A 25,028-nucleotide genomic window follows, 5' to 3' on the forward strand; every position below is an offset into this window, starting at 1 on the left:
GAGAATTTTAGAAGCTAAGACAACAAATATAGAAAGCCAGATATTGGAAAGGTTTTCGAAGGTTGGACAAAAATAAAAATAAACCTGATTAATTACATAACCTTTAAATGATAAATGACACAAATAGTTGTTCAATGAGTTTACTTAGTAACACATTGAATATTAAAACTTTATAAAATAAGACAATCTCTCACCTAAACTTACGATAAGGTAACTTGACCTAAACTTTCGAAGTAGTTTTTACGAAGAAGAAAAGAGGGTGCTAGAGGCGGATTTGTTCGATGTGGATTGACCCAGAAAGGGAAGCTGCAACCGTATTGCCACAGAAAACATATGACCACCATACAAAGCGTGAAAAAAAAGGCTTGGTATCAACCAAGCCTTTTGAATTTAACGATTACTTCGTCACGCGACATGCACTTTGGGATATCTCGTTGACGATCAAAATCGCTTCGTCACCTTTGGTGTGCAGAACTAACATTTGGTCATCAGACATATATTTTGCGCCAGAGGCAGAGCGAACTTGTTTGAGTTCAATCTCTCTCCCGTCATCAACAGTGATCAGCGCTTTTTCCTGATCAAAGCTAGCAGCGAACTGATGGCCATCATCACACTGGTATCGATACTCTGGCGCGGTAGAGGCACAGCCACCAAGCGCAAGCAAACCAACTAATGTCAGTGCGATTTTTGCCTGCTTAGCAATCATTCTTCAGGTGCCCAAACGCGAATGTTCACGTCCAAATCCGCTGGCGCGTAAACCACAACAGGTAGCTTGCTGTTGTAACGGTAAAGGTCGCGTGTTGGCATTTGAACGAAAGTCTCTACCTTCTCCATGTCTTCAGGACAAGCCATTAGTGTAGAGATGCCACCTGCTGGAGAAGCGTCAACTTGGTAGTAAGTGTAACCCCAACCTTCTAGCGAGTGCGCGCTCACACTGCCGCCCAGAGAAACGCGGTTACAGTCTGTTTCCATCATTTTGCCTACCACAAGCTCAACGCGCTTATCTGCTTCGTTGCTTGCTGGGTCTACATAGAAAACGTGCTTCGTCATGTTCTCCATCTCTGGGAACATCTCTGCCGATGGGCGAGATGCATCATTTGCTGAGTTCATTGTCGAACATCCGCTCAGTGCCAATGCACCTGCGGCCAACCAAACTGCTTTCATCGTTTTTTCCTTTTTCATATGGATGGGCATATTGTAATGGGGAACGCCAGCTTATTGTGAAAGTGCGGTTTAAATTGAGGTCTACTCTCACAATTACGACGTCAATATCTTATTAGGTCATTCTAGCAAGGCTTCTCCGCAACCCTTGCAGACTATTTTCAACAAAGTTATGGTTTGAAGCCTTATTTGGTCGATGTTCAAGGAAGAGAGAATGACCACCTACCTTGCTGGCTTTACGCTTGGCATATCACTGATTCTTGCTATCGGAGCGCAAAACGCCTTTGTGCTGAAACAAGGCATCAAACAGCATCATGTCTTTCTGGTGTGCTTTATTTGTGCACTGTCAGATGCGATCTTGATTTCCCTTGGTGTGGCGGGTTTTGGCTACTTAGTGAAGCAGTTTCCGTTGATTGAAACCATCGCACGATATGCTGGTGCTGCCTTCCTAACTTGGTATGGTCTCAGCAGTTTACGCTCGGCATTGACGCAAAAACACGTGATGAATCCTGAAGGTGATGCCTCCAAAAGTGCATGGCAAACGGCTCTGATCTGCTTGGCATTCACCTGGTTAAATCCGCATGTTTACCTTGATACCGTTGTGCTTTTAGGATCAATTTCTACTCAATATGAACCGCACAAATGGCAATTTGCCGTGGGTGCGGTATCAGCTTCCTTCGTGTTCTTTTTCAGCCTAGGCTATGGCGCTAAGTTATTGATCCCCATCTTTAAGCATGCTCGCTCTTGGCAGGTTCTTGAGTTCATTATTGGCTTTGTCATGCTGGCTCTGGCGATCAGCTTGCTGGTTTAGTGCGTATACTTTTCTCAATGCTCGAAAAAGGAACACGTCATGGCAAACCAGCGCAATCCCATTGAAATCAAAGCCCTCGACCATGTGGTGTTAAGAACGGATAATCTCGATGCGATGCTCCGTTTCTATCGAGATCTATTGGGGTGTCCTATCGAGCGGGAGTTGCCCGACTTAGGGCTGACGCAGTTACGTGCAGGCACAGCCATCATTGATTTGGTGACGGTTGAAAGTAAACTCGGCAAGTTAGGCGGCAAATCGCCAAGCCAAGATGGCCGCAACCTTGACCATTTCTGCCTGCAAATTGCGCCTTTTGAAGAGTCTGAGTTGCTTGAATATCTTCATCAACATAATGTCCACGTCGAAGAGTTTGCCGAACGATATGGTGCTCAGGGCTTCGGTCGCTCCGTGTATTTAGAAGATCCAGAAGGCAATGTGGTCGAGCTTAAACCACAGAAATAACTCGTTGCTATTCCAAACTTTATTTCCTTGCCTTATCGGCTAAAAACGACTTCCAATTAAACCGTTCCGCCGTAGATTACGTATGTGTGTTCCTAAGCTTAAATAGGCATCCCTAATTAGGAACACACCATGACACTCAGCGACGACGCACTATCCAGAATCATAGAAATGGCATGGGAAGACCGAACCCCGTTTGAAGCCATTGAGCATCAATTCGGCCTGAACGAAAATGGCATTATCAGCCTGATGCGTCGCCACCTCAAACCCCGCAGTTTCAAGCTTTGGCGACAACGCGTCTCTGGGCGCAACACCAAGCACTTAAAACTACGCTCACCGGACGTCAACAGAGGCTATTGCCCAACGCAGTACAAACAACGTTGAGCCCCTCATAGAGCCTTCAATTTCAAACGCTATGTGCTTAAACCATAAAGTAAGGCGCACTGTCTCGCATAAATTCCGTCATGGAGGCAAGGTAATCCCACGTTTCTCGGTAGGTGTGGTTCATGCATTGCGTGAAGGCTTGGCACAGTGATGGATCTTCTTCCAACCACTGGCTGACGTGTTGCGCCGTGTAGGAAACTTGCCTCACCTCATCATCTAAAATCTGCTGAATGGTCGGTCGCATCTCTTTCAGATACGGGATATCCGATTGGTCGATAAAACTCAGTTGAGAAACCAATAAACACCAAGAACGAAGTTCGACGGAGTGAGCTCGGAAAAGGTGGATTTTAATGTCGTCGTAAAAGTGGCTCACATTGCTGAAATCACTCGACTTTTCTTCTTGATATACCTCAGTTTGGTAACCCGTTAATGGTATCAAACTGGCGTACATGGCTGAGTGATTTCTGTCGTTTTGGCAGTGATGCATGATTTGCTGCTTCATTTCCCCTTGCGCATAACGATTGGCGATCATTTTGAGTCGCTCTGCGCCTTCTTCTTCGTTGATGGCATTGTGCAGCAAGTAATACGCCATGGTTTGTTTGCTCTGGAATATTTCTCCGGTGAGCTTACCCATCGCTTGAGGTGTAAGTGAGGAATCGGAATGTAGGTAGCTTGCAATCGAGGCTTTGTACTCTTTAGAGGGTACAAAGTTATTGTCTTCTAGCAAGTTATAAAGGCTGGTCTGTAAACAGTTCATGTCACCTTCCTTGATGGTGCTGCATCGCAACACGTCATGCTGACTACTAAGAAAGTGAGGTATTTATCAATACGCTCCTTGGAATGAGGTGGCTTCAAGCGGAAGAGTAGAGTTTGGGAATGATTTCGGCTCGGAGCGGCTGGCCAGCGGCGAGGTTAGGACAACTCTTAATGCTTTCGTATGAATATTTAACGACCTCATTGATTTATGAAGCATATATTTTGTTACAAAACAGTTAAATGATCATTTTATAAATGTTATGTATTGAAAATAGACAGAACGAAATGCGGTGTTATTAATGATTGTTTTATAAGGAAAATCAGCGTTGTCGCGCATTTTTCCCTGCATACAAATTTTAGGAAATTACAGAAAAGTAGTGTGATAACTCTATAAAAACCGGACAGTTTTCACTACCCGGCTTGATATTATTGAGCCTAATTTGAAGAAGATTAAGCGATTGCAGATGCTAGGGGGGTCATCTGCAACGCTTAATATTTGACCGTGTTAGTGACTCACCAACAGGTGTTACTTGCCCACAAAGCCGTTGTACAGCATGTAAAGGTGCGCAGCACTCCAAGAGAAGTTGTTTGCGCCCTGCACTGCACCCGTTTCAGGATTGTAGTTTTCCTGAATTGGCGTCGTTTCCGTTAGACCTTGTGCATTTTGGAACAGCTTATCAACCATTTGACGCGCTTCTACACCGTAACCGTAGTTGTCCATGCCACGAACGCCGAAGTAGAACTGATCCAGCCATACACGGCCACGCCAGTAAATGTCTGGTCCGTAAGCAGGGTTGTCCATCGACGCCGTGCCAAGTGGGATCTTCGGTGAGTTAAACTTGCTGGTATCAAGCATGTTTTTCACCACTTTATCTGCGTGTTCTTGCGTTGCTGCGTTGTTAAATAGTGGAGACCAACCTTCCGGACCCATACCGCGCTTCACCAACATTGGACCTGCACACTGATTGCTAAGGCCATTTGGTACCACTTCAATATCGTAATAGAAGCCAGTTGTGTCGTCGTACATACAACGGTTGATGTACTCTTTGGTATCAGCGGCTTTCGCTGCGAACTCTGCCGCTTTGTCAGCTTTACCCAATACATCGGCAATTTGCGATAGGTACAGGTTGTCTGAATACCAGTACGACGCTTGGTCTACCGACTCTTGCATGAGTGAGTAACCAGACAAGTTGTTTGAGTCGTCGGTGTTCTCGTTGAACTTCACTTCCCAGTCTTTCTTCGCTTGAGCCAGTTTGTCCATGTTCTCAACCGAATCATTACGGTAAGTCACGACAGAACCGTCTTCACCCATCATCATGTCGTAGGTGTTGTCGAAGCCGTTGGTGTTATGAGCGTATCGCCCCATTTGGTCAATCACTTCCGCTTCTTCTTGCGTTGGTTGCTCAGCCATACCTTGTAGATTGTCAATCGTATCAATGAAGCCAAACACGCCTGCGTTGTCACGACCTGACTCCCAACCCGCTGCGACTTTTGCAGGGATGCTCATTGCCGTGTAGTCACCAGAAGTCAACAATTCGTTGTATTTCTCGATGCCCGTTTCTTTGATCCACTTGTCGCCATTCGCTTCGTCTTTGTATTGGAACTTCATGTCATCGACAGACGCATCTGGTCCCCAAGAACCGTCATTCACGTCACCTTCGAAAACCGTGTGGATTGGATCTTTCGCTGCACCGTATTCTGGGATACCGTTCTTATTCGTATCACGAGCACGTAACCACCAGTCGTGGAACGCAACCAGCTTCGGATACATTTCTTCTAACCATTTTTGCGCTTCTTCTGGACGGTTATGCTCATCTTTCAGTGCGGTATACACTTCCCATACCGCCCAAGCAGCAAGTGATGGCTTAGTATTACGCTCATTCCAGTTCAGACCATCCGTCGCTTGAGGGAACACTTTTTTGTATTCCGCAGACATGCCTTCCCAACGTTCTGCCGGCAAGTTGTAGGTAACTACATCAAGCAAGTAACCTTCGTCCCAAGGGCGAACAGGATCGTCAGACTGCACTTGGTATTGGAATACAGTACGAATGTTTTCCATCGCCACATCTGGGTTGAAGTGAGACATCGCATAAGCTTGTTTCCACGTATCCCACGGCCATGTCATGTTGCCCGAGAAGTAAGGCGCCGTAACCGAAGGCGTAACAGTATCATGATCAATCGCACCCGCTGCACCACGCCAGTTTGCGTTTAGTGTTTCCATCGCTTTTACTGCAACGAATTCATGCTCTTTTGAAGCAGCATCGTTCGTAAGGCCGTTTGCTAGATACTCTTCCCAACGCATTGCTGAATCGTGCATGTAGCCTTTTGGATCGGCCATTACGTCATCCAATTTTGCAAATTCAGACGTTTGTTCTTCAGTGTTTTGAACGTGCGTGTACGCCGTGTAGAGCGTGATTTCTTCGCCATCACCTAGCTCTGCCGTTTGGACGAAGCCTTTCTTGTCATCATCGATGGTAGACGTTTCTGGTTTGATAGAACGCGTCACTTCAAACTTAGAATCGCCCGAAGTTAATAACGACCAAGAGTCACGAACCGCACCAAAAGACACTTCTACGCCGTTTTCTGTCGCGGCGATTTCACGTGAGTAAGTAGGGTATGCATCTTCAACACTGCGAACAGTGCTGTCGTTGTTCTTGTAAAGTTGACCATCGTCAGCGCGGTAATCTTGCATCAACTCGCCGTCCCATTCGCCTTGAATAGCCAGCTTGTTCGGGTTCTTGATGGTGGTTTTAACAAGAGAAGTACGGTCTGTCACAAAGCGCATTTCGAGCTCCGCTTCGATGCCGTTATCGCCCGTGTATTTTTGAATCAATGCGCCGGGTTGTGAGTAAGCTTCTGTCAATTTGAGTGGCATAGGTTGGCCATCAACCGTTAGTGCCAAACGGTCAAAACGTGCAGCCATGAATGACACGTATTCTTCCGTTAGTAACGCTGTACCACCTAAAGTGATTTCACCACCTTTAGTGTCTAGTGTGTGACCATGCCACGAGCCGTTATCGAACATAGGAATGTAGCGAAGGTGACCACCATGAAGATCACGCAGTGCCACTGGCACACCCGCACGATCGATCGTGTTATGGAATTCAGCCGCTTTCAGTGGCGCATCCACATTCGAGTCATTATCACTACTGTTGCATCCACTAAGTGTTAGAGCAACCCCGACAGCAATCGCACATAAAGAAGTCTTAAAGTGCATGTTATATCCCTCATTTATTGGCTTTTGGTCCTGATCAGGAGAAAAAAGGTCGAGACGTGCCCTGCCGATTTTCGATGATGAAGACTCAGCCTTATTTATTTCACTTTTGGATGTGAGAAGAGATCGGTTAATTTGTCTCTTCTTCGTTTGACCTATTTAAATAACAGGTCATTAATTTTGGATAATAGTGGGGCTTTGATGTATTCATTATCAAACACACCCACTTAATATAAATTCTTTATTTTGTGATTAAATAATCACTATTTTTCATTCGCCATCGAGATGGCTTTTAATAATTCACCGTCAATATTCGGTATCGTATCCGAAAGGAATATCTGGTTGCCAGGCGTGTAAGTCATTAAGACGTTTCTCAGTCGCTTACTGCCTTCTCCGCTCTTGTTTTGAACATCAAACTCTATCAGTTTGTTGTAAACCTCATTCGCCAGTTTCTCTTCCTGCTCTTCAGTGATAGCAATGCGTCCCATGCAAATCGGTGGTCGCACATCATGGCTAAACACTTCATCTCGAAAGCGCTTAGCAAACAAAGTATCGAGCTTGGAGCCTTCTTCGAAAATAAAGCGACCTTGGTCTTTAAAGCGGTATTGGTCATCACCTTTTAGCTCGATGTAATCCATCATTTCCAATGCCCGGAAATAAAGGGTGATCGAGGTATGGGTCAATTGGTATTTGCTCGCAATATCTTGCGGAGACCATTCCTTCCGACGTAATAAATACAAGAAATCAAACAGGTACGGATACTGGTGAAATATTTCACTGTTAATGTCGGTGATAAATTGCTCGTTTTCTTGTTGCAGCTGTTTACCACGCATGGACAATTCGACTAAGTCAGTATCTAAATGAGTGGCATACGAGAGTATTTTGTCCAACCCTAAAGACGTATTGTGCAACTGTCTCTTAATGGTTGATAGAGGAATCCCCATTCCGACAGAGAGATCGGAATAACAAATCCCTTTCTCTTTAATTTTTTCTCGTAAAGCAGCAAGTAAATACGTTGCAGAATTATTCATCTAACAATGCCTGTTTTAATTTCTTCAGCATCCCTGATGATATATTCAAGAGAATCCTACTCTTGTGATGCTGGTTCCAATTATCACCAGCATTCTTTATCAATTAAATCGATTTCAATGATGAGACTTTTACTTATTGTCAACTGATCAAGTTTTACTCATTAAGTTCACACTTTGACCAGTTATTTTAAGCCTTATCAGTATGGCGACGAGTATAATTGTTTTGATGCGTAAAATTAAGTTCACTTAGATTTTTAGTAAAAGTTTTCTACCGAGAGATTAATTTCTTAGGTGGGAAGTATCAAAAAACTGTACTTAAAAATTTAGTCTCGCTTGAGATCACAGAATATTCGCGAGTGACTGGTATTTCATCGAGTTAGTGACCAGTAAAAAGCTTGTTATAAGGAGCAAGAAAGTTGGTTAAATTAACCGAGGTATTATTGAAGCGCCGTCATATTATACCCGTATTTTTCTAGCTTGCTCACATAATTTATTGGCCTGCCACCAACATTTATTTTTATATTCTTTTGCCACATAAAAACTCTCTCCCGCCATCGGAGTAATAAGTTCAATGTGATCGGCTTGGCAATGTTCAATCAAGTCCTCAATGGGTTCATCCCATTTGTGCGTAAACAACTCATACGTTGCCCAGTGTACAGGTAGCAACTTCTTCGCTTGCAGATCTTTGAATGCGCGTACGGTGTGATGCGCTTGCATGTGTCCCCAATTCTCAACCGGATAACCTTGGTTGCCTTTCACATCTGCCGCGACTTCCAAACAGGCGATATCAACCGGACCGCAACGCTGGGCGATTTGTGCAAAGTGACTATCGTACGCACTGTCGCCGCTGAAATAGAGGGTCTCTTGCTGACCTTTTACTACCCAAGAAGCCCATAAGGTCGAATTCTTATCCAGATAAGTGCGCCCTGAGTTGTGATTGGCTGGCGTGCATATCAACTCAACGTTGGCGTAATGAACGCTCTCCCACCAATCAAATTCCACCACGTTATCAGGTCTAACGCCCCAACGAATAAGATGCTTACCGACACCGAGTGGCACGTAAAATGTTACGGATTTATCAGAATAGTAACGTATGGTCGAAGCTTCGAGGTGATCGTAATGATCATGAGAGATCACAATGACATCCGGAATCGGCAAGTTATCACGTACGGCTGTATTGGGGATATTGCGCTCAAACCATGCCTTAGCAATCAAAGGCGACGCATAGTCGAATACAGGGTCAGTCAGAATGCGCACGCCATCTGTCTCAATCATCAAAGTGGAATGCCCGAGCCAAGTGACTCGCATCGCTTGTTGTCGCTGCTCAAACCGCGTCGAATCTATCGATGAATAAGGCAACTGGTTATCGGGACTGAGCGGCGAACGTCCGCCCATGTAGGCCCAGCACACTTGCCAAAAAGACTGAGGGCTTGGCACATTTGGCATCTTGTCTTTGACGCGTCCATGTTCAAATTGAGGTGAGAGGTTAATGCGATGCGCCAACTGCGCGTAGTAAGTGTGAGGAGTAATCAGTGATTGCGTTGCGCGCTCACGAGCCAAGTACGTGTTTTTAAGTGTCGTTTCAGACATGTCCTATCTACGTCTTGTTCACTAAACTATGGTTTTAGTTAAACCTGCTTGTATGTCTTTTTCATGACCAAAATAGGGCGTAAGATGAAGATTAGGTTTCAGAGAAGTATTTCTGTCCTTTATCGGTCTTGATAAGGAAGAGAGAAGGAGAAAAGTTATGGTGACCTGCAGCCAATACGATTTTATTGAAGTCGCCTGTATGTTTAATCTGCCCGTAGAGATCACTCTCAAAAACAGTGAAAAACATCAAGGCAGCGCATTTGATACAGGCTACGATATTGAACGACAAGAGTGCTTATTTTTGGATATCGATGGCGAGCACATTTCGTTCCCAACCGAACAATTGATTGCGATGAGAGCACTCAAAGACAATCCGCATTTCAGTGAAGTGACCTTTGGTTAATTGCTCAAAAACCGATAGAAAAGTCAGAGACAAAAAAGCGCCCTTAACTGGCTGAGTTAAGGGCGCTTTTGTTTGGCTTTAGAGGTTTACCTTGAGCGGATAAATATCAGCATCGGCATCATGATAACGAACATCACCCCGACCAACTGGAAGGTGTGCACAAAGGCCACCATTTGCGATTGCTGATGGAGCATGTTCTGGTATTGCTCCAATGCCGCAGGATCGGTAATCGACAATCCCTGCTTCGCAGCCCAGTCATGCAGCACTGGGTTATAAGGGTTAAAGCCTTCTCCCAAAGCGTGCCATTGCTGTTGGCTGTCGCGGTATTGGTATGTAGTCGCAATCGAGATACCAAACGAACTACCAATGGTGCGGAACAGGTTAAAAATACTCGCCCCTGCCACCGACTGTTCTTTTGGCAATGTCATGTACGCCAGTGTCGATAAGGTCGAGAAGGTCAAACCTAAGCCCATACCTTGAATCATACTTGGCATCACGATCCAGAACGTATCGATTTCCATGGAGTACAAGGTCATGAGGTAACTACCAATACCGATACAGGTTAGGCCAAAGACAATCTTCAACCTTGGATCGAATTGCGGGTTAATCACAATCACCAATATCAGCATACAGGCAGATGCCAAACCTCGTGGGGCCATTAACATGCCTGTGGTGGACACTGGGTAGTTCAATAAGCTTTCGAGCAGCATCGGTTGTTGAGTGGTCAAGCCGAACATGGCCATCGACACCACCGCCATCATTAAGGACGAGACCATGAGGTTTTTGTCCTTGAGGAGCCATAGAGGCGCGATGGGGCTCTTGGTCTTCCAACTGCGGTAGATCCACATGATTAAGCCCATGATCGCCAGCAGCACTGCGGTTTGGATCATGCGAGAGTTGAACCAGTCTTCGTCGTTACCTTTGTCGAGCACGAACTGCAACGCACCGACCCCTAGGGCCATATAACCAATGATCCACCAGTCGAAGTTCGGTTTGGATTTGTTGCTGATGTGGATGTAGCGATAAATCAGCGCAGTACACACTAAGCCAAATGGCAAGTTGACGTAGAAGATCCAACGCCAGTTGATGTTGTCCGTAATCACACCGCCCACTACCGGGCCTAAAATCGGACCAAGCAAGATACCGATGGAGAAGATCGCCATCGCCTTGCCTTTTTGCTCGGAAGGGTAAATCTGAACCAATGTAGATTGCGCCAGTGGAATCACCGAGGCACCAAACGCACCTTGGATAATACGGAACACTACCATCTCTTCGAGTGAACCCGCTTGTCCACAGAAAGCACTGGCAATCACAAAGCCGATGACCGCCACCAGCATGACTTTGCGCTCACCAAATCGCGATACCCAGAAACTGGTCATCGGAATGAAGATCGCCTCAGCCATGCTGTAGCCAGTTAGCACCCATGTGATTTGGTCTGCCGTTGCGCCCAACGCGCCCATCATGTGTGAAAGCGACACGTTAGCAACGGTCATGTCTATCAGCACCATGATGGCCGAAAGCATCACGGCGACGGTGGCTATTCCCCGTTTGTCGGCCGTAATCTCGTTACTCATTGTGCGTTACTTTTCAGATCAACAGTCACTTCAGAACTTGCACCCACACGTAATTGTGGTGCACCTTCAGGCACTTCAAGCGTCAAACGCACAGGGAAGCGTTGTTTGATTTTCACCCAGTTACCGGTTGCGTTTTCTGGTGGCATCAATGAGAAAGAGGTACCACTTGCTGGCGACAACTCTTCTACTTTCGCATCCCACACTACGTCTGGGTACATGTCGATCACGACTTCAGCGTGCATGCCTGCTTTGATGTGCGTTAGGTCAGTTTCTTTAAAGTTTGCGCGTACCCAGTAGCTGTCTTTCACAATCACAGGGAACAGAGTTTGGCCAATACCGACAACAGAACCAGTATGTGTGTTGATTTCACCCGCGATACCATCGACAGGAGAAGTGATGTCGGTGTAGCTAAGGTTCAACTCAGCCTGTGCGAGTTGCGCCGCCGCTTGTTGAACAACCGCAGCTTCTGCGCCTTCTTCACCGCGGTTTGCGATTGCTTTTTCAACCGTTGCACGTGCTTGTTCTAAGCTTGCTTGAGCGTTCGCGAGTTTGTTCTTCGCAGTATCCAAATCTTGGTCAGACGCTAATTTGCGCTTCACTAGCGAGTTAGTACGTTTGTACTCCAACTGCGCTTCGGTCAGGTTCGAGCGTGCTGCATCTAAACCAGCGACCGCTTCTGTGACCTGTTTATCGGCCACATCATGCTGTTGAACCGCCAATTGGTAAGCCGCTTTCGCTTGTTTGACCGCGAGCAGATAAGGACGAGAATCAATCTTTAATAGCAGATCGCCTTTGTTCACCACTTGGAAGTCTTTGGCTTCTACTGAGATGACTTGGCCTTGAACCTGAGGAGCGACAGACAGGATTTTTGCTCTTACGTATGCATCTTCGGTACTTGGGTGACCATCAGAATATTGCCAAGACCAGTACATCGCACCGAAGCCGATAGCACAAACGAGAAGGAAAAGGATTTTGGTCAGTTTGGATTTCGAAGAGGATTTCTTCGCGATATCGTCGCTCATTTATATTGTCCAAGTGTTCAATTATGTGATCAGTGTAGGATTTTTCCGCTTTCGAACAACAAGATGATCTGAAAGGTTAAGATCCGATTTTGAGCGTTGATAATTTGTTCAAATGATGCGCAAAGATATTCACACTCTTTGGTACCCAAGTAACCTCGAGATGCTTGGGTATAAATGTGCATAAAGTATAGAAGACGCTAATCATTCCGCGACTTAGACAATCACATTGGCGAATATTCCAGACAGAAAAAAGCCCCGTTAGACTTAACTCTAACGGGGCTTTATGGTTATTTATCTTTAACTATCAATGTGCTGCAGAAAGCTGCGCGGTTACTCTTCGACGTTGTAGCCAAATCACAACACCAAACAGCAACATTGCCGGAATCCACATCCACTCTTTACGATAACGCTCAACAGGCACACGAACATCGACAATTTGTTGGTCGAACTGCAATCCTGCTACCTCTGCTGGGCTAGCAAAGCTGACGATATCAATCAGGGTTTGTTCACCTTGCTGATAGGTCGCCATACCCAATGCGTCCAGCTTGTCTTGTCCGGTTTCCCCTTCAGGAACCGAAAGCAGCACCGAGAATTCACGCATCTTACCGACCGCATCTTCACCGCTGATACGCATTCTAAGCACACCGCCCTCTTCTAACGGCTCAAGCGTTTGTGCCAACTGGGCAGGATTACTCGATTGATAAGGGTCAACCACCATGTCGATCCAGAACCCTGGACGGAACAGAGTAAAGGCCACCAGCAATAACAGAACGCCTTCGTACCAACGGTTACGAGTCAGGAACCAACCTTGCGTCGCCGCTGCGAATATCAACATCGCAATGGTAGAGATAACAAAGATGGCAATGCCGTGCGCCCAATCGACATCAATCAACAACAAATCCGTATTGAAGATAAACAGGAACGGCAAAGCTGCGGTTCTTAGACTGTAGTAAAACGCGGTTAAGCCCGTCTTGATTGGATCGCCTTTCGACACCGCTGCTGCAGCAAACGAAGCCAGACCCACCGGCGGCGTTACATCCGCCATGATGCCGAAATAAAACACAAACAAGTGCACCGCAATTAACGGCACAATCAAACCGTGTTGTTGACCCAGCGTGACGATAACAGGTGCCAGCAAGCTCGATACCACGATGTAGTTAGCCGTAGTTGGTAAGCCCATGCCTAGAATCAAGCTCAATACGGCGGTGAGCATCAGCATTAGTAGCAAGTTGCCCATCGACAGCATCTCAACCAAATCAGCCAATACTAAGCCAACTCCTGTTTGCGATACCGCACCAACGATTACGCCTGCGGTAGCGGTCGCGATACCAATACCGATCATGTTACGCGCACCAGCAATTAAGCCTTCACGCAAATCAATACAACCGTCTTTGAAGTTGCCGTAATCGTGTTTGCCATCTTTACGCATCCAAGTCAGCAGAGGACGTTGAGTCAGAACGATCACCACCAGAATCACGCTGCCCCAAAAAGCAGACAACCCCGGAGACAAACGCTCGACCATCAAACACCACACCAAGACCACCACAGGCAGTAGGTAGTGCAAGCCAGATAGCAAGACCGCGCGCGTATTTGGTAACTGTTCTAACGGAGCATCTGGGTCCTCTTCTGGTAACGGCTCATTGCTTGCCGCCACTTTTAGCAGCGCCAAGTACACCACCGCAAGAATCAATGCCATTCCCGGTAGGACAAAGTCACCCAATACTGGCTTCAGCCATCCTAAGCCATAGTAGACCGCCATCGACAATCCAGAAATCAACGCCGCACCAAATACAAAACCCGTGAGTCTTGCTAACCAAGGTTTTGAGCGTGCAGCATCAATTGGCTGCATGCCCAATTTGAGTGCTTCTAAATGAACAATATAAAGCAGTGCGATATAAGAAATTGCGGCAGGTAAGAAGGCGTGCTTGATGATCTCAACATAAGGAATGCCGACGTATTCCACCATCAAAAACGCCGCAGCGCCCATAACAGGTGGCATGATTTGCCCATTCACCGATGACGCCACTTCCACTGCACCGGCTTTCTCTGGAGAGAAACCAACTTTACGCATCATAGGAATAGTGAACGTACCCGTGGTCACTACGTTGGCGATAGACGAGCCAGAAATCAAACCCGTTAAGCCCGAGGCAACGACGGCCGCTTTTGCAGGGCCACCACGCAAGTGCCCCAACATGCTAAATGCCAATTGAATGAAGTAGTGCCCTGCTCCAGCACGTTCCAACAACGCACCAAACAGAACAAACAAGAATACAAAGCTGGTCGATACGCCAAGCGCAATACCAAACACACCTTCTGTAGTGATCCACTGGTGGTTAGCTAGCGCATCCAACTGCACGCCACGGTGGGACAACAAACCCGGCATGTATGGGCCTGCCAAGCTGTAGCCGATAAACACCAACGCAATCACAGGCAAAGCTGGGCCCAATACTCGACGCGCCGCTTCTAAAAGCAGAGGCAAACCAATCAATGCGGTAATAAAGTCTTCAGTGGTTAAGCTGCCCGGACGTTGTGCTAGTGCTTCGTACATAACAAACAAGTACAGCGAAGAGGCACAAGCAATCAAACCCAACATGATGTCGAAGGCAGGAACACGGTCGCGCGGGGAGCGCTTAAAAGCGGGGAAGACAAGGAAGGCAAGCAACAAGGCAAAGCCAAGGTGAATGGCGCGCGTTTCGGTGTCGTTCATTACACCGAAGCCAACAATAAAGGGCAGCGGAGACGCTATCCAAAGTTGAAACAGAGACCAAAGTAACGCCAAACCCGCAATCAGTTTTTCCATGATTCCGGTTGGCAGGCGAGCACCCACATCTTGGGCAATCAGTTCTTCTGCCGACAGCTCACTCGGATGCGTATCAGCATGGGACGTGGAGATCGTCTTATCCATAATTTTCTCACAAACAACAGAGAAGCAAGCGCTGCGAACCGATCACAGCGCTTGCTAAAAATTGAAGGTTCTAAGAATTACAACCAGCCGCGCTCTTTGTAGTAGCGCACCGCACCTTCATGCAGTGGTGCAGACAGGCCCACTTCAATCATTTCTGATTCTTTCAGGTCTTTAAATGCTGGGTGCAGACGCTTGAAGCGGTCTAGGTTGTCGAACACAGATTTCGTCAGTTGGTACACCAACTCAGGAGCCGTCTCTGCTGTGGTTGAGAGCACCGCTTTGCCGCCAATAGATTGCGTATCGTTCGGGTTGCCACGGTACATTCCGCCTGGAATGGTTGCTTTGGTGAAGTAAGCACGCTCGGCAAGTAGCTTGTCGATTTCAGGACCAGTCACTGGTACTAGCACCGCATCCGTTGTGGTTGAGGCTTCTTGAATCGCGCCGTTTGGGTGGCCGACGAAGTAACTCATTGCATCGATGTTGTTGTCACTCATTGCGGAAGCTTGTTCTGCTGGCTTCAAATCCGACACCAAGCTGAACACATCCTGCGACCAACCTTTAGCTTGCATCACTTGCTCAAACGTGTCGCGTTGACCAGAGCCAGGGTTACCAATGTTGACGCGCTTGCCTTTCAAATCGTCGAAATTGGTGATGCCCGCGTCTTTACGCGCAAGAATGGTGAACACTTCACTTTGTAGTGAGAAAACGGCACGAATGTCCGTCATTGGTTGGTTATTTTGGAAAGGAGCCACACCTTCTAGGGCTTTGTATTGGTGATCTGACTGCATAATGCCGAAGTTGTATTCGCCACTGCGCAAACCATTGACGTTTGCCACGCCACCACCACTGGCTGGTGCATTACATTTAATGCTGTGGTCTGCCGCACCACGGTTTACAAAACGACAAACCGATTGGCCTGCTACGTAATAAACACCCGTTTGACCACCCGTGCCGATAGTAATAAATTTCTCTGCCGCACTTATTTTCTCACTGTATGAGAACAATGATACTGCCGAAGCAAATACTGCAATGAGTGTGGTTCCTTTCATTTTAAGTTCTTCCTGTCTATCGATTGAAAAATAAAGACATTTTTCTCAGCTAACGACAGCAAAACTGAAAAATACTCGCGTAAAAATTCCACGCTTTACGAGTAATTTTCCTTAGTCAGCCAATCCTTAGCTTCATTTTGTAATATTTATTTTGACGTTCGATTAATAATTAACCGAATGCTTGTCATCGAATTTATCAGAACAATTTCAAAACCTAGCTATTGTAATTTCTCGCTTTTCTCAGCAATCGAGAATTAACAGAAAATTCATTTTTTAATCGATGCGTTTACAAATAGAAAAATCCTAGATATAGGAAGAGAAAGGAGAGATTAGTAGAAGAAGAACATGAAATAAAAAAGAGGGGCAATCCCCGCAACTGCCCCTAAAAGTCATGCCAATAATATTGTTGTTCTTTTGCTACTGCTTTTTCTTAGAACTTGTAACCACCGCTGATCATGAATACCCAAGGGTTGATTTCAACGTCAGTTTTTTGTTTCGCGCCACCCGCTTTGTAGGTCGCTTCTGTTTCAATGTTTGCGTACCACGCTGATGCGTTTAGGAACCATTTATCGTTGATCATGTAGTCAACACCAACGTTTGCAGCTAGACCGAATGAATCATCCAATTTCAGATCAGAAAGGCCAGCACCTTTACCCGTACCGTTAAAGCCTTCATCAAAGAAGATGGTGTAGTTTAGACCCGCACCCACGTATGGGCGGAATTTGCTTTGTGAGTCACCAAAGTAGTACTGAACCATCACTGTTGGTGGCAGGTGTTTGGTCTCGCCGATGTCACCAAGGCCAAGTAGATCTGTAGAAATATCATGGCTAAACGGCGTTGCAGCTAGCACTTCTAAGCTGATGTTGTCGGTAAACATGTAACCGAACGTCAAGCCCAGCTGCGTGTTGGAATCCACTTTAAGCTCTTCTTGAGAACCTAGGATTTTGTCACTGCTGTCATTGGGTACAACGGATGCCGCACCAACACGTAGAATGAAGTCACCTTCACTGTGAGCGAAGACACTTGGAGACACTAACGCAGCAACCACTGCTAAACTGCAGATTGTTTTTTTCATTGTTATTTCCTTTTGTAGGGCTTTGTTTCTTTTTGTACTCAGCTGCACTCTTCCCTTTCGGGCAGTTCCTTAATGAATCCAAAACCTTGAAGCACGCGAGTATCACTATTTTCTTGAGCTGCGCGCAATCTAGCATATAGAAACCCTACTATTTTGATGGAAATCAATTTGTGAAAAATATAGCTTTTACGTATACAAAAACGCCAAATTGATCAACAAATTATGCAAATAGGACACAATCCTGTAATGCAAACTGTGCGTGTGAGAAGCGTGCGTCGCAGTTCTCATTCCGCCTCTTCTGAGAGCCTCTGTGCTCAACAAAACTTTTTTCTCGATATGCTCGGGTTATTTTCAAAAAACACCCACTTCAAATCGCCAGTTTGACCGCTTAAATTGGCGATTTTCGGCCTTTGTAAGCCACTGAAATACAACAAGTTATATTTCTGGAAAATCAGCCACTTAGGGTGTTAGTCTGCTTCCAACCGAACAAGGAAAAGATAAAAAGCCATGATTAAGAACGATCTCACTTTCGAACAAGAAGACTTTTCTCATCACGATTTGCAAAACACCACCTTTGAAAACTGTCGTTTTTATCAGTGTAATTTCGACCACGCCGATCTGAGTGATGCAAAGTTTATTGATTGCCGTTTTATCCAACCGAGCGACATAGAAGGCTGCAGTTTCCGTTATGCCAAACTGAAAGATGCCAGCTTTAGCAACTGCATGTTGGCCATGTCTCAGTTCAATGGCGCGGATTGCGTCGGCATCGAACTGCGCAAATGCGATTTGAAGGGCGCAAACTTTCAAAGTGCCAACTTCGCTAATCGCGTCAGCAACACGGTGTTCTTTTGTATCGCCTATATCACGGGCTGCAACTTGGCTTACACCAATTTTGAGCGCGCACTGCTAGAGAAATGTGATCTATTTGAAAACCGATGGAACGGTGCCAATTTGATGGGCGCGAGCTTTAAAGGCTCTGACTTATCGAGAGGAGAATTCAGTCGAGAACAATGGGGCAGCTTTAATATAGAAGAGAGCGATCTTACCCACGTCGACTTAGAAGGCTTGGACATTCGCCGCGTCTCTTTATACGGTGTTAAGATCTGCGACTGGCAACAAGAACAACTGCTCGCACCATTTGGACTGATCGTTATTTAGGAAGCATTATGAATCTGTTTAAAGACCTACCCAGTGATCTGAGTGAAGAAGTGTTCGAAGACTTACTCACACATAAACAACTGCGTATCGAGCGTATTGTCTCAAAAGGGCAAACCACGCCAGAGGGCGAATGGTACGATCAAGAAGAACATGAGTGGGTGTTGGTACTGCAAGGCGCAGGCGAACTGACTTATGAAGATGGCTCTGTAAAACGTTTAGAAGCCGGTGACCACATCAAAATTCCAGCGCATACGAAGCATCGCGTCAGTTGGACAGCCCCAGAACAAGAGACGATTTGGTTGGCAGTTTTTTATCAATAACCATCTATCATTTTAGAAATAAAAAAGGGGAAGGTATGCTCACCATTCCCCAAAAAGATACAAGTGGAATCGCTCTAGACTTGTATCAAAGCAGCCCCGATAAGAGCCTTCCTAGCTATTTTTTTTCTTTTGACGTTGTTGTTTCCTTTTCATGCTTGTAACCCATGGTGCGGATGTGCTCTCCGTGAATGGTGTTCTTCATCAACTCCCAAAGCGCCGCAAGAAAGCGCTTGTGCATCGCATGGTGGCGAATGTATTTCACGTGAATAAATAAATAGATCATTACGAACACAAGCACGGCGATGGTCACACCATAAGCTTCATAAACACTGAGTAAGTTCATTACTATTACCCTTCTTTAACCAAACAATTCATCCACTTGCGACTACGAAAGCGGTACAAACACGCTACCCACTTAAATAAGGTTTCTAAGAAGAACATCGCAAATACGACCGGTGCAGAAAAGCTGAACACAAGAGCACCAAGAGCCGCTAATGGAATACCAAACAACCATTGAGTGCATAAGTCTTGGTAAAGGCAAAATTTAACATCCCCACCAGCTCGCAACACTCCCACGACCATTAACGTAGGCAAAGAACGCAGCAAAATACCAACACACAAAATCATGTAAAACTGCTCTGCCATTCGTCTTGTTTCTGCAGATAACGCCGTAAACAGATCTAACACCGAGGATTGCAGGAACCACAAAGAAATCGACACAACCAGAGTCACACCAATGGCAATAACAGTAAATCCTTTCGCTTGGGCATAGGCTAGTTCAGGCTTATTCGCTCCAAGTTGATTCCCAACGATGACGGCAGAAGCATTCGCAATACCCGTCAAAAAACTGAGAGAAAAAGCCTCTATCGGTGTAATCACAGAAAGCACCACCAAGCCTGCCTCTCCGGTTTGCCCCATAATGGCGGTATAAGCAAACAAACCACCTGACCACGCTAAGAAATTAAGTGTTGTCGGGGTTGATAGAGCGAAAAACGATCGAACATAGCGCCACTGAACTGCATCTTTGAGTGCTTGAGTGCCAAATCTTAGAGGATGCGCCTTAACCTTTAAGAACACATAAATCACAGCCACTTCCAGCATGGAGCTCAGGACCGTTGCTATCGCAGCACCTTTTAAGCCAAGCTGAGGAAACCCTAGGTGACCAAAAATCAGCACCCAGTTAAACAACACATTTAACGCAATGCCGAGGCCACTAAACCAGGTACTTAACGCAGCTTGGTGCATAGCTCGTAAACCAGCAGCAACACTACCGACAAAGGCGACAGCGAGCAGGCTCCAACTCGATACCTGCAAGTACTGATGGCCCAACGCGATGATTTCCGGCGATTTGGTCGACAGCCCTATGATGTCATCACCATAAAAGTGAAAAGCAAACAATGGGATGAACGACGCCAATGTCGCCATTATCCAAGTCAATGCAGTACTTCGTGTCACCCCCTTCTGGTCTTTGGCCCCAAAATATTGCGCAGTCAGCATCGCTCCACCCGCGGTGACACCAGCTAAAAATATTGTTACCACAAATAGTGCGCGGCTCGCCACACCAATTGCTGCGATATTTTGTTCAGTAAGCTGCCCAATCATGACGAGATCAATCAACCCTTTGCTTGAGAACAAAATGGTTTGCAGTGTGACTGGGATTGCTACGGTCACAATAACTTTGAATAGATCAGCGCTAAATATTGGTGGCTGCACTTTGGCGTAAGATGTGGAGTTAAAGGACATCTCTCTCGCAAATTTAATAACAGAATTTGCACCAATTATGGATGGATAATTACTATCTTAAAAACCACTTATGTGGGGATATTACGTTCATAATGTAAGGAAATTCATTTGCACTCTCTCGATCAACTCTACGCTTTTGTCTCCGTTTATGAACACCATTCATATAGCGCCGCTGGACGTCACCTAGGAAAAGACCGAACGACGGTTCGTGAACTGGTAAAAGCTTATGAAGATGACTTAGGGTTCGAGTTATTCATTATTGAAGGGCGTAAAGCCCTTGCGACTCCAAGAGCTGAGCACCTATACCCACAAACCCGTCTAGTGCTTCGTCAAAATCAAAAGCTGCAAGAATTTAGTCAAGCCATGTTTGATGAGCCGAAAATGGAAATGAAGTTGGGGTACGACATGGACTTTCCAATTGAGCTTATCGCAGAGCTGGAACGGCGAAGCCTAGAGCAATTCCCTCAAATGCGTATACATTGGCTAGAGACAAATAGAGAACAAGCAATAAAAGCGGTTTCAGAGCATAAATTAGATTTCGCGATACTTCCTGCAAAAGGAAGCATTGAACCCGAGTATCCATGCGCTTATAAACATCTTGGTTATGTTGCCTATGGTCTGTTCGTCAATCCAAATAGCGACCTAGCATACAAAACTGATTTTGGCCTCGAAGATGCACAGCTTGAGGTGCAGTACCTTATGCATAACCATGTCAACGGAGAGGGGATGATTCAAGCTTTCTCGACACATACTCGAGTCGTAAGCAGCCACGCTTTATTAGTCAGATTACTAGAAAATGGTGGATGGACTCTTCTTCCACTGTCCGTTGGTCAACGCTATGCCCACAAAAAAAAGTTAAAAAAGATTAATACTTCACTTCTCGCGAATAACATAAAGGTGCCGTTTAGCCTATTTCACCCTATCGGAATGGAGCATCAAATCACGACAAAAGCGCTCGTAACATGGTGTTCAGAATTGGCAACATCTTATTTTCGCTAAAGAAAAACGGGGAAAGAAACCCTAACTTTCCCCATGTGCGCATAAAGGGTCTAGGTGAAGCGCAAAAGAAATTGAAGCCATGACTCCGAGTCAGTCTCCCAACCGTTGCTCAGAAATGAACCTAACCATCACTTCAATATTCGAGAAGATAATATGTTCAATAAATGATTATTGAATGGAGAGTGTGTTTTGCTTGCGGTTGTATTCGAATCGATGGCTTTGCTCAATGCTGTCTTTGACTTCCAATCCTTCCATCGTCGTTGTGCCTTTCTCCAGCCGAACTTGATCACTGTTCAAGTCCACTATCAGCTCATCATATTGGCTTTTTTCACCATTATCGTCGTACTGCAAACGCACCTTGTACGTGCCTTTGCTTGCATCATATTCAGCTTGATAACCTTGGTTGAATGCCTCAATCGCGATGCCTTCTGGATACACCACCATGTCAACACGCGTTGGTGCTTCGGTGAATTTATAGGTTGAGATACCAAAACGGGTTTCAGTGATCTCCGCTTCATAAAAGAAGTGTTCAATCTCGTTCGATGAGCTGACCATCACCATTTCAGGTGTTAACCGCATCAAGTGAAACTCAAAAATCAGAGAGGTTTTGTTGTCACCAACATTCGGGACTAATGCTTCTAACTCCGCGAGGGTACTCACATTAAAGTCACGCAAAATGTTTAATGAGAGTCGATCGAGCGTGTAAGTCACTTTGCGAGACAAGTTTTCAGCCTCAAAGCCCAGTAAGTCATCGCTGATGGTGTCGGTAATCGAACGATGCAGCAGATCGATACCGTCCACCTCATAGTTCGCTCTGTGATCTTTAAACTTAGGCACAGAGTCTGTCGTTATTCCTTCGCCACCACAGCCACTCAGTGCAAACATCACCGCAATACTCGCTATTGCTTTATGCATCTATACACGCTCCTTTTCCAAGACGGCGGCAGTGTAACGATTGCGGCAACGAGTTGATGTAAGCGTATGTAAGACAGGCTTATTATTACAACTAAGTAAAAGTCATTTGAATTTTTATGGGATTATCATTTTATTCGACATCAATATACTAGCCCTATTCCAAATTAACCGATGACGAACGATAACAATGAGCTGGTTTTTCTTACTTTTAGGCGTGGGCGCAGAAGCCCTTTCACACGTTGCACTTAAAGCCACTGATGGCTTTAGCAAACCGCTGCCTGCAACCCTTGTACTAGTTGGCCACTTAGCTGCCTTTGTCTGTTTGGCGCAGGCGATGAAAGGCGGCATGCCAGTTGGCATTGTTCACGCCCTTTGGGCAGGTTTGGCAATTGTATCGGTGACTTTGATCTCGCAATTGGTTTACCGCCAGCACATGGATACTAGCCTTTGGATTGGCATGGCACTTATCGCAGCGGGCGTGATGGTGATAAACTTCTCTCACGGACACGCACACTAAACCATAAGGCAGCGGATTGTCAGATAGCCAAAAGCCCTCTCTCGCACTGTTTGATTTTGATGGCACCATCACCAATGAGGATATGTTTAGCGCCTTCCTCCACTATTCTGTTTTTGGCCTGCGCAAGTGGGTCGGAAACGTTGTGATTCTGCCGTTTTATGCGCTCTACAAGGCAGGCGCCCTTCCTGCTAAGCGAATGCGCCCTATCGCCAGTTTCATCGCCTTTGCAGGAAGGGGAACGCAAGAAGTTGAAGCGCTAGGAACCCAATTTGCAAAAGAGGTGATTGAGAAACACATTCGCCCAGAAGCGCAAGCGAAACTGGAATGGCACCAAGCGCGAGGCGACACCATTGTCGTGGTCTCAGCATCACTTAACGCCTACTTAAAACCATGGAGCCAAACACACGGCTACCAATTACTATGTAGTGAATTACTCAGCGAAAGCGAACACATTAGTGGTCGTTACCAAAGTGGTGATTGCAGTTTGGAAAGAAAGGTCGAGCGTGTGCAACGTGCTTTCGACCTGAACCAATACGAAACAATTTATGCTTACGGCGATACCCACGAAGACATTCCGATGCTCAAATTGGCCGATCATGCGATGATGAACTGGCAACCTTGGCAAGGCGAAAACGGCCTGAATTAAAACAAGAAACCCTTCTCAATTGAGAAGGGTTTTGCGTATTTGGAAAGAATGAAGCTTAACGCCAAACACCCCACTCACCTGTAGTTCCAGGCTCCTCACCACGCGTCCACCACTGCGCTGTCCATTCACGGCCGTTGTGTGTCACGACGTCACCTTGGTTGTACACCGCATCTTTACTCCAAAGGTTGGTCGGCTCAACCGGCGGTGTAGTATCACCTTTAATTAATGACAACGCGTAGCTAAAGTTAGCGTTCGGAGCCAACACTTGGTTTGCGTAGATGTTGTTGGTATCGAACATATAGTGGTTCATTGCTTCGTGCCAAATACCTACGTACCAATCGCCCGTTTGCTGCGAGTTAAATTGGTCAGCTAACTCCGCAGCCCACGTTGTGGTGTTGTTTGCACTGATTGGTAGTGACAGATCGACGATCTCGCTGCCCGTTGCATTAAACGTGCGGAATCGTACCGTGTCGCCTGACTCTACCGGACCAAACCCTTGTGGGACAAAGTAACCCAGAGCAGTCAGGTTGTTTGCCGGATCGGTTGGGTCTACTGGATCGGTTGGAGGCGTTGTACCATTGCCGTTCAAGGTAATGTCACTACAGTTGTAGAAGCCCTCACCTGCCACATCAATACGTTGCCAACGAGTATAGAGAATCGCATCACCTGAACGATCGGCTGGGAAGGTTACCTGCATACGGTAGCGTTTTTCTGCATCCACATACACATCGCCAGCAGTATCAATCAGCTCTAAATCATCCCAAGTCAGTGGTTGCGCATCATCATATGTTGGCTTAGAAAGATAGAACTCCCAGTAAGACGGGTTATGCGGTGCTTTGCCGAAGAACACCAATTCGATTTGATTGTTTGCATCTGGCGTCACGTTAGTACGTTGCCAATTTGGAGATGGGATATTCAAACCTTTCTTAGCAGCATCACCCGCTGAACAAAGTTCACCGTCACGAACAATCGCTTTCACATGCGCCATATCGCGGTAGTTCGGCACGTTTGCAGCAATCTCGCTACGCTGTACGAAGGGATATGCGCCCGACTCGTCATAAGCGGCCTGACAAGCTTGATTTGGGATTTCATTGGTCCAAAAGCCGCCATCTAAATAACAAGTGTTTTGGCGAGCGCTCGGAAACTCGACCCAGCCGTGGGCACTGACATTAAAAGAGCTTAAAGCTGCAAGTGCGCCCAAGCTTGCAAGAGGAAGGGTTACGTATGATTTCATCATTCATCCTTAAATTTTCAGATCCACTGCACGCGAACCGGGCAGCGACGTAGAAAAACTAGCAG

At 46.1% G+C, this 25,028-nt stretch carries 24 protein-coding genes; 9 read left to right on the plus strand and 15 right to left on the minus strand.

Annotated elements, in window-relative coordinates; genetic code table 11:
- Positions 1 to 397 precede the first annotated feature (397 nt).
- Together C1S73_RS17785 and C1S73_RS17790 are read right to left on the minus strand one after the other, a co-directional pair.
- On the minus strand, positions 398 to 706 hold the full coding sequence (locus tag C1S73_RS17785; RefSeq protein ID WP_038869688.1) for an MliC family protein: 309 nt from the start codon (positions 704 to 706) through the stop codon (positions 398 to 400).
- The gene (locus C1S73_RS17790) at positions 703 to 1,164 is read right to left on the minus strand and encodes an ecotin family protein (protein WP_038869690.1); all 462 of its coding nucleotides are present in this window, start codon (positions 1,162 to 1,164) and stop codon (positions 703 to 705) included. The genes C1S73_RS17785 and C1S73_RS17790 overlap by 4 nt, the downstream gene beginning before the upstream one ends.
- 211 nt (positions 1,165 to 1,375) lie before the next feature.
- Between C1S73_RS17790 and C1S73_RS17795 the strand changes: the two genes are divergently transcribed.
- From C1S73_RS17795 to C1S73_RS17805, 3 genes are all read left to right on the plus strand, one after another.
- Positions 1,376 to 1,972, plus strand: coding sequence for a LysE/ArgO family amino acid transporter (locus C1S73_RS17795; protein WP_005434851.1), 597 nt, complete (start codon positions 1,376 to 1,378; stop codon positions 1,970 to 1,972).
- A gap of 39 nt (positions 1,973 to 2,011) precedes the next feature.
- The gene (locus C1S73_RS17800; protein ID WP_038869691.1) at positions 2,012 to 2,431 is read left to right on the plus strand and encodes a VOC family protein; all 420 of its coding nucleotides are present in this window, start codon (positions 2,012 to 2,014) and stop codon (positions 2,429 to 2,431) included.
- Between the two features lie 129 nt (positions 2,432 to 2,560).
- On the plus strand, positions 2,561 to 2,812 hold the full coding sequence (locus C1S73_RS17805; protein WP_038869693.1) for a TIGR03643 family protein: 252 nt from the start codon (positions 2,561 to 2,563) through the stop codon (positions 2,810 to 2,812).
- Between the two features lie 37 nt (positions 2,813 to 2,849).
- On the opposite strand, the gene C1S73_RS17810 is transcribed toward C1S73_RS17805, so the two are convergent.
- From C1S73_RS17810 to C1S73_RS17825, 4 genes are all read right to left on the minus strand, one after another.
- Positions 2,850 to 3,569: a hypothetical protein gene (locus C1S73_RS17810; protein ID WP_038869695.1), complete on the minus strand. Its 720-nt coding sequence runs from the start codon at positions 3,567 to 3,569 to the stop codon at positions 2,850 to 2,852.
- Between the two features lie 525 nt (positions 3,570 to 4,094).
- Positions 4,095 to 6,785 (minus strand): alpha-glucosidase, encoded by a 2,691-nt coding sequence (ygjK, locus tag C1S73_RS17815; protein WP_038869697.1) that lies wholly within the window; start codon positions 6,783 to 6,785, stop codon positions 4,095 to 4,097.
- 260 nt (positions 6,786 to 7,045) lie between these two features.
- Positions 7,046 to 7,813 carry a hypothetical protein gene (locus C1S73_RS17820; RefSeq protein WP_038869699.1) on the minus strand — a complete coding sequence of 256 codons (768 nt, stop codon included), beginning with the start codon at positions 7,811 to 7,813 and terminating at the stop codon, positions 7,046 to 7,048.
- Positions 7,814 to 8,269: 456 nt separating this feature from the next.
- The gene (locus C1S73_RS17825; protein ID WP_038869700.1) at positions 8,270 to 9,403 is read right to left on the minus strand and encodes an MBL fold metallo-hydrolase; all 1,134 of its coding nucleotides are present in this window, start codon (positions 9,401 to 9,403) and stop codon (positions 8,270 to 8,272) included.
- Between the two features lie 157 nt (positions 9,404 to 9,560).
- On the opposite strand from C1S73_RS17825, the gene C1S73_RS17830 reads away from it, so the two are divergent.
- Positions 9,561 to 9,806, plus strand: coding sequence for a Rho-binding antiterminator (locus C1S73_RS17830; protein WP_038869703.1), 246 nt, complete (start codon positions 9,561 to 9,563; stop codon positions 9,804 to 9,806).
- 86 nt (positions 9,807 to 9,892) lie between these two features.
- Here the strand turns inward: C1S73_RS17830 and C1S73_RS17835 are convergent, their stop codons facing one another.
- From C1S73_RS17835 to ompW, 5 genes are all read right to left on the minus strand, one after another.
- Entirely contained in the window at positions 9,893 to 11,380 is a 1,488-nt protein-coding gene (locus C1S73_RS17835; protein WP_038869705.1) for an MDR family MFS transporter, read from the minus strand.
- Positions 11,377 to 12,402: an HlyD family secretion protein gene (locus tag C1S73_RS17840; protein ID WP_038869708.1), complete on the minus strand. Its 1,026-nt coding sequence runs from the start codon at positions 12,400 to 12,402 to the stop codon at positions 11,377 to 11,379. The genes C1S73_RS17835 and C1S73_RS17840 overlap by 4 nt, the downstream gene beginning before the upstream one ends.
- A 304-nt stretch (positions 12,403 to 12,706) precedes the next feature.
- Positions 12,707 to 15,307: a TRAP transporter permease gene (locus C1S73_RS17845; protein ID WP_050566708.1), complete on the minus strand. Its 2,601-nt coding sequence runs from the start codon at positions 15,305 to 15,307 to the stop codon at positions 12,707 to 12,709.
- A gap of 77 nt (positions 15,308 to 15,384) precedes the next feature.
- Positions 15,385 to 16,356 (minus strand): TAXI family TRAP transporter solute-binding subunit, encoded by a 972-nt coding sequence (locus C1S73_RS17850; RefSeq protein WP_038869710.1) that lies wholly within the window; start codon positions 16,354 to 16,356, stop codon positions 15,385 to 15,387.
- 430 nt (positions 16,357 to 16,786) lie between these two features.
- A complete protein-coding gene (ompW, locus tag C1S73_RS17855) occupies positions 16,787 to 17,431 on the minus strand; it encodes an outer membrane protein OmpW (protein WP_005434835.1) in 645 nt (214 codons plus the stop codon).
- Between the two features lie 507 nt (positions 17,432 to 17,938).
- On the opposite strand from ompW, the gene C1S73_RS17860 reads away from it, so the two are divergent.
- Together C1S73_RS17860 and C1S73_RS17865 are read left to right on the plus strand one after the other, a co-directional pair.
- The gene (locus tag C1S73_RS17860) at positions 17,939 to 18,589 is read left to right on the plus strand and encodes a Qnr family pentapeptide repeat protein (protein ID WP_038869711.1); all 651 of its coding nucleotides are present in this window, start codon (positions 17,939 to 17,941) and stop codon (positions 18,587 to 18,589) included.
- An 8-nt stretch (positions 18,590 to 18,597) separates the two neighbouring features.
- A complete protein-coding gene (locus tag C1S73_RS17865) occupies positions 18,598 to 18,909 on the plus strand; it encodes a cupin domain-containing protein (protein WP_038869714.1) in 312 nt (103 codons plus the stop codon).
- A 115-nt stretch (positions 18,910 to 19,024) separates the two neighbouring features.
- Here C1S73_RS17865 and C1S73_RS17870 read toward each other — a convergent pair whose 3' ends face one another.
- Together C1S73_RS17870 and C1S73_RS17875 are read right to left on the minus strand one after the other, a co-directional pair.
- Complete coding sequence (locus C1S73_RS17870; RefSeq protein WP_102778976.1) at positions 19,025 to 19,252, minus strand: hypothetical protein; 228 nt, start codon at positions 19,250 to 19,252, stop codon at positions 19,025 to 19,027.
- 5 nt (positions 19,253 to 19,257) lie between these two features.
- A complete protein-coding gene (locus C1S73_RS17875) occupies positions 19,258 to 20,652 on the minus strand; it encodes an MATE family efflux transporter (RefSeq protein WP_050566709.1) in 1,395 nt (464 codons plus the stop codon).
- A 108-nt stretch (positions 20,653 to 20,760) separates the two neighbouring features.
- Between C1S73_RS17875 and C1S73_RS17880 the strand changes: the two genes are divergently transcribed.
- Positions 20,761 to 21,651, plus strand: coding sequence for a LysR family transcriptional regulator (locus C1S73_RS17880; protein WP_038869717.1), 891 nt, complete (start codon positions 20,761 to 20,763; stop codon positions 21,649 to 21,651).
- A 168-nt stretch (positions 21,652 to 21,819) separates the two neighbouring features.
- Here C1S73_RS17880 and C1S73_RS17885 read toward each other — a convergent pair whose 3' ends face one another.
- Positions 21,820 to 22,566: a hypothetical protein gene (locus C1S73_RS17885; RefSeq protein ID WP_038869719.1), complete on the minus strand. Its 747-nt coding sequence runs from the start codon at positions 22,564 to 22,566 to the stop codon at positions 21,820 to 21,822.
- A gap of 187 nt (positions 22,567 to 22,753) precedes the next feature.
- Between C1S73_RS17885 and C1S73_RS17890 the strand changes: the two genes are divergently transcribed.
- Positions 22,754 to 23,083 (plus strand): DMT family transporter, encoded by a 330-nt coding sequence (locus C1S73_RS17890; RefSeq protein ID WP_005434828.1) that lies wholly within the window; start codon positions 22,754 to 22,756, stop codon positions 23,081 to 23,083.
- A gap of 16 nt (positions 23,084 to 23,099) precedes the next feature.
- Complete coding sequence (locus C1S73_RS17895; RefSeq protein ID WP_038869721.1) at positions 23,100 to 23,729, plus strand: HAD family hydrolase; 630 nt, start codon at positions 23,100 to 23,102, stop codon at positions 23,727 to 23,729.
- A gap of 55 nt (positions 23,730 to 23,784) precedes the next feature.
- On the opposite strand, the gene C1S73_RS17900 is transcribed toward C1S73_RS17895, so the two are convergent.
- Entirely contained in the window at positions 23,785 to 24,963 is a 1,179-nt protein-coding gene (locus C1S73_RS17900; RefSeq protein ID WP_038869723.1) for a lytic polysaccharide monooxygenase, read from the minus strand.
- Between the last annotated feature and the right edge of the window lie 65 nt (positions 24,964 to 25,028).

Source organism: Vibrio jasicida 090810c (assembly GCF_002887615.1).
GTDB classification, from domain to species: domain Bacteria; phylum Pseudomonadota; class Gammaproteobacteria; order Enterobacterales; family Vibrionaceae; genus Vibrio; species Vibrio jasicida.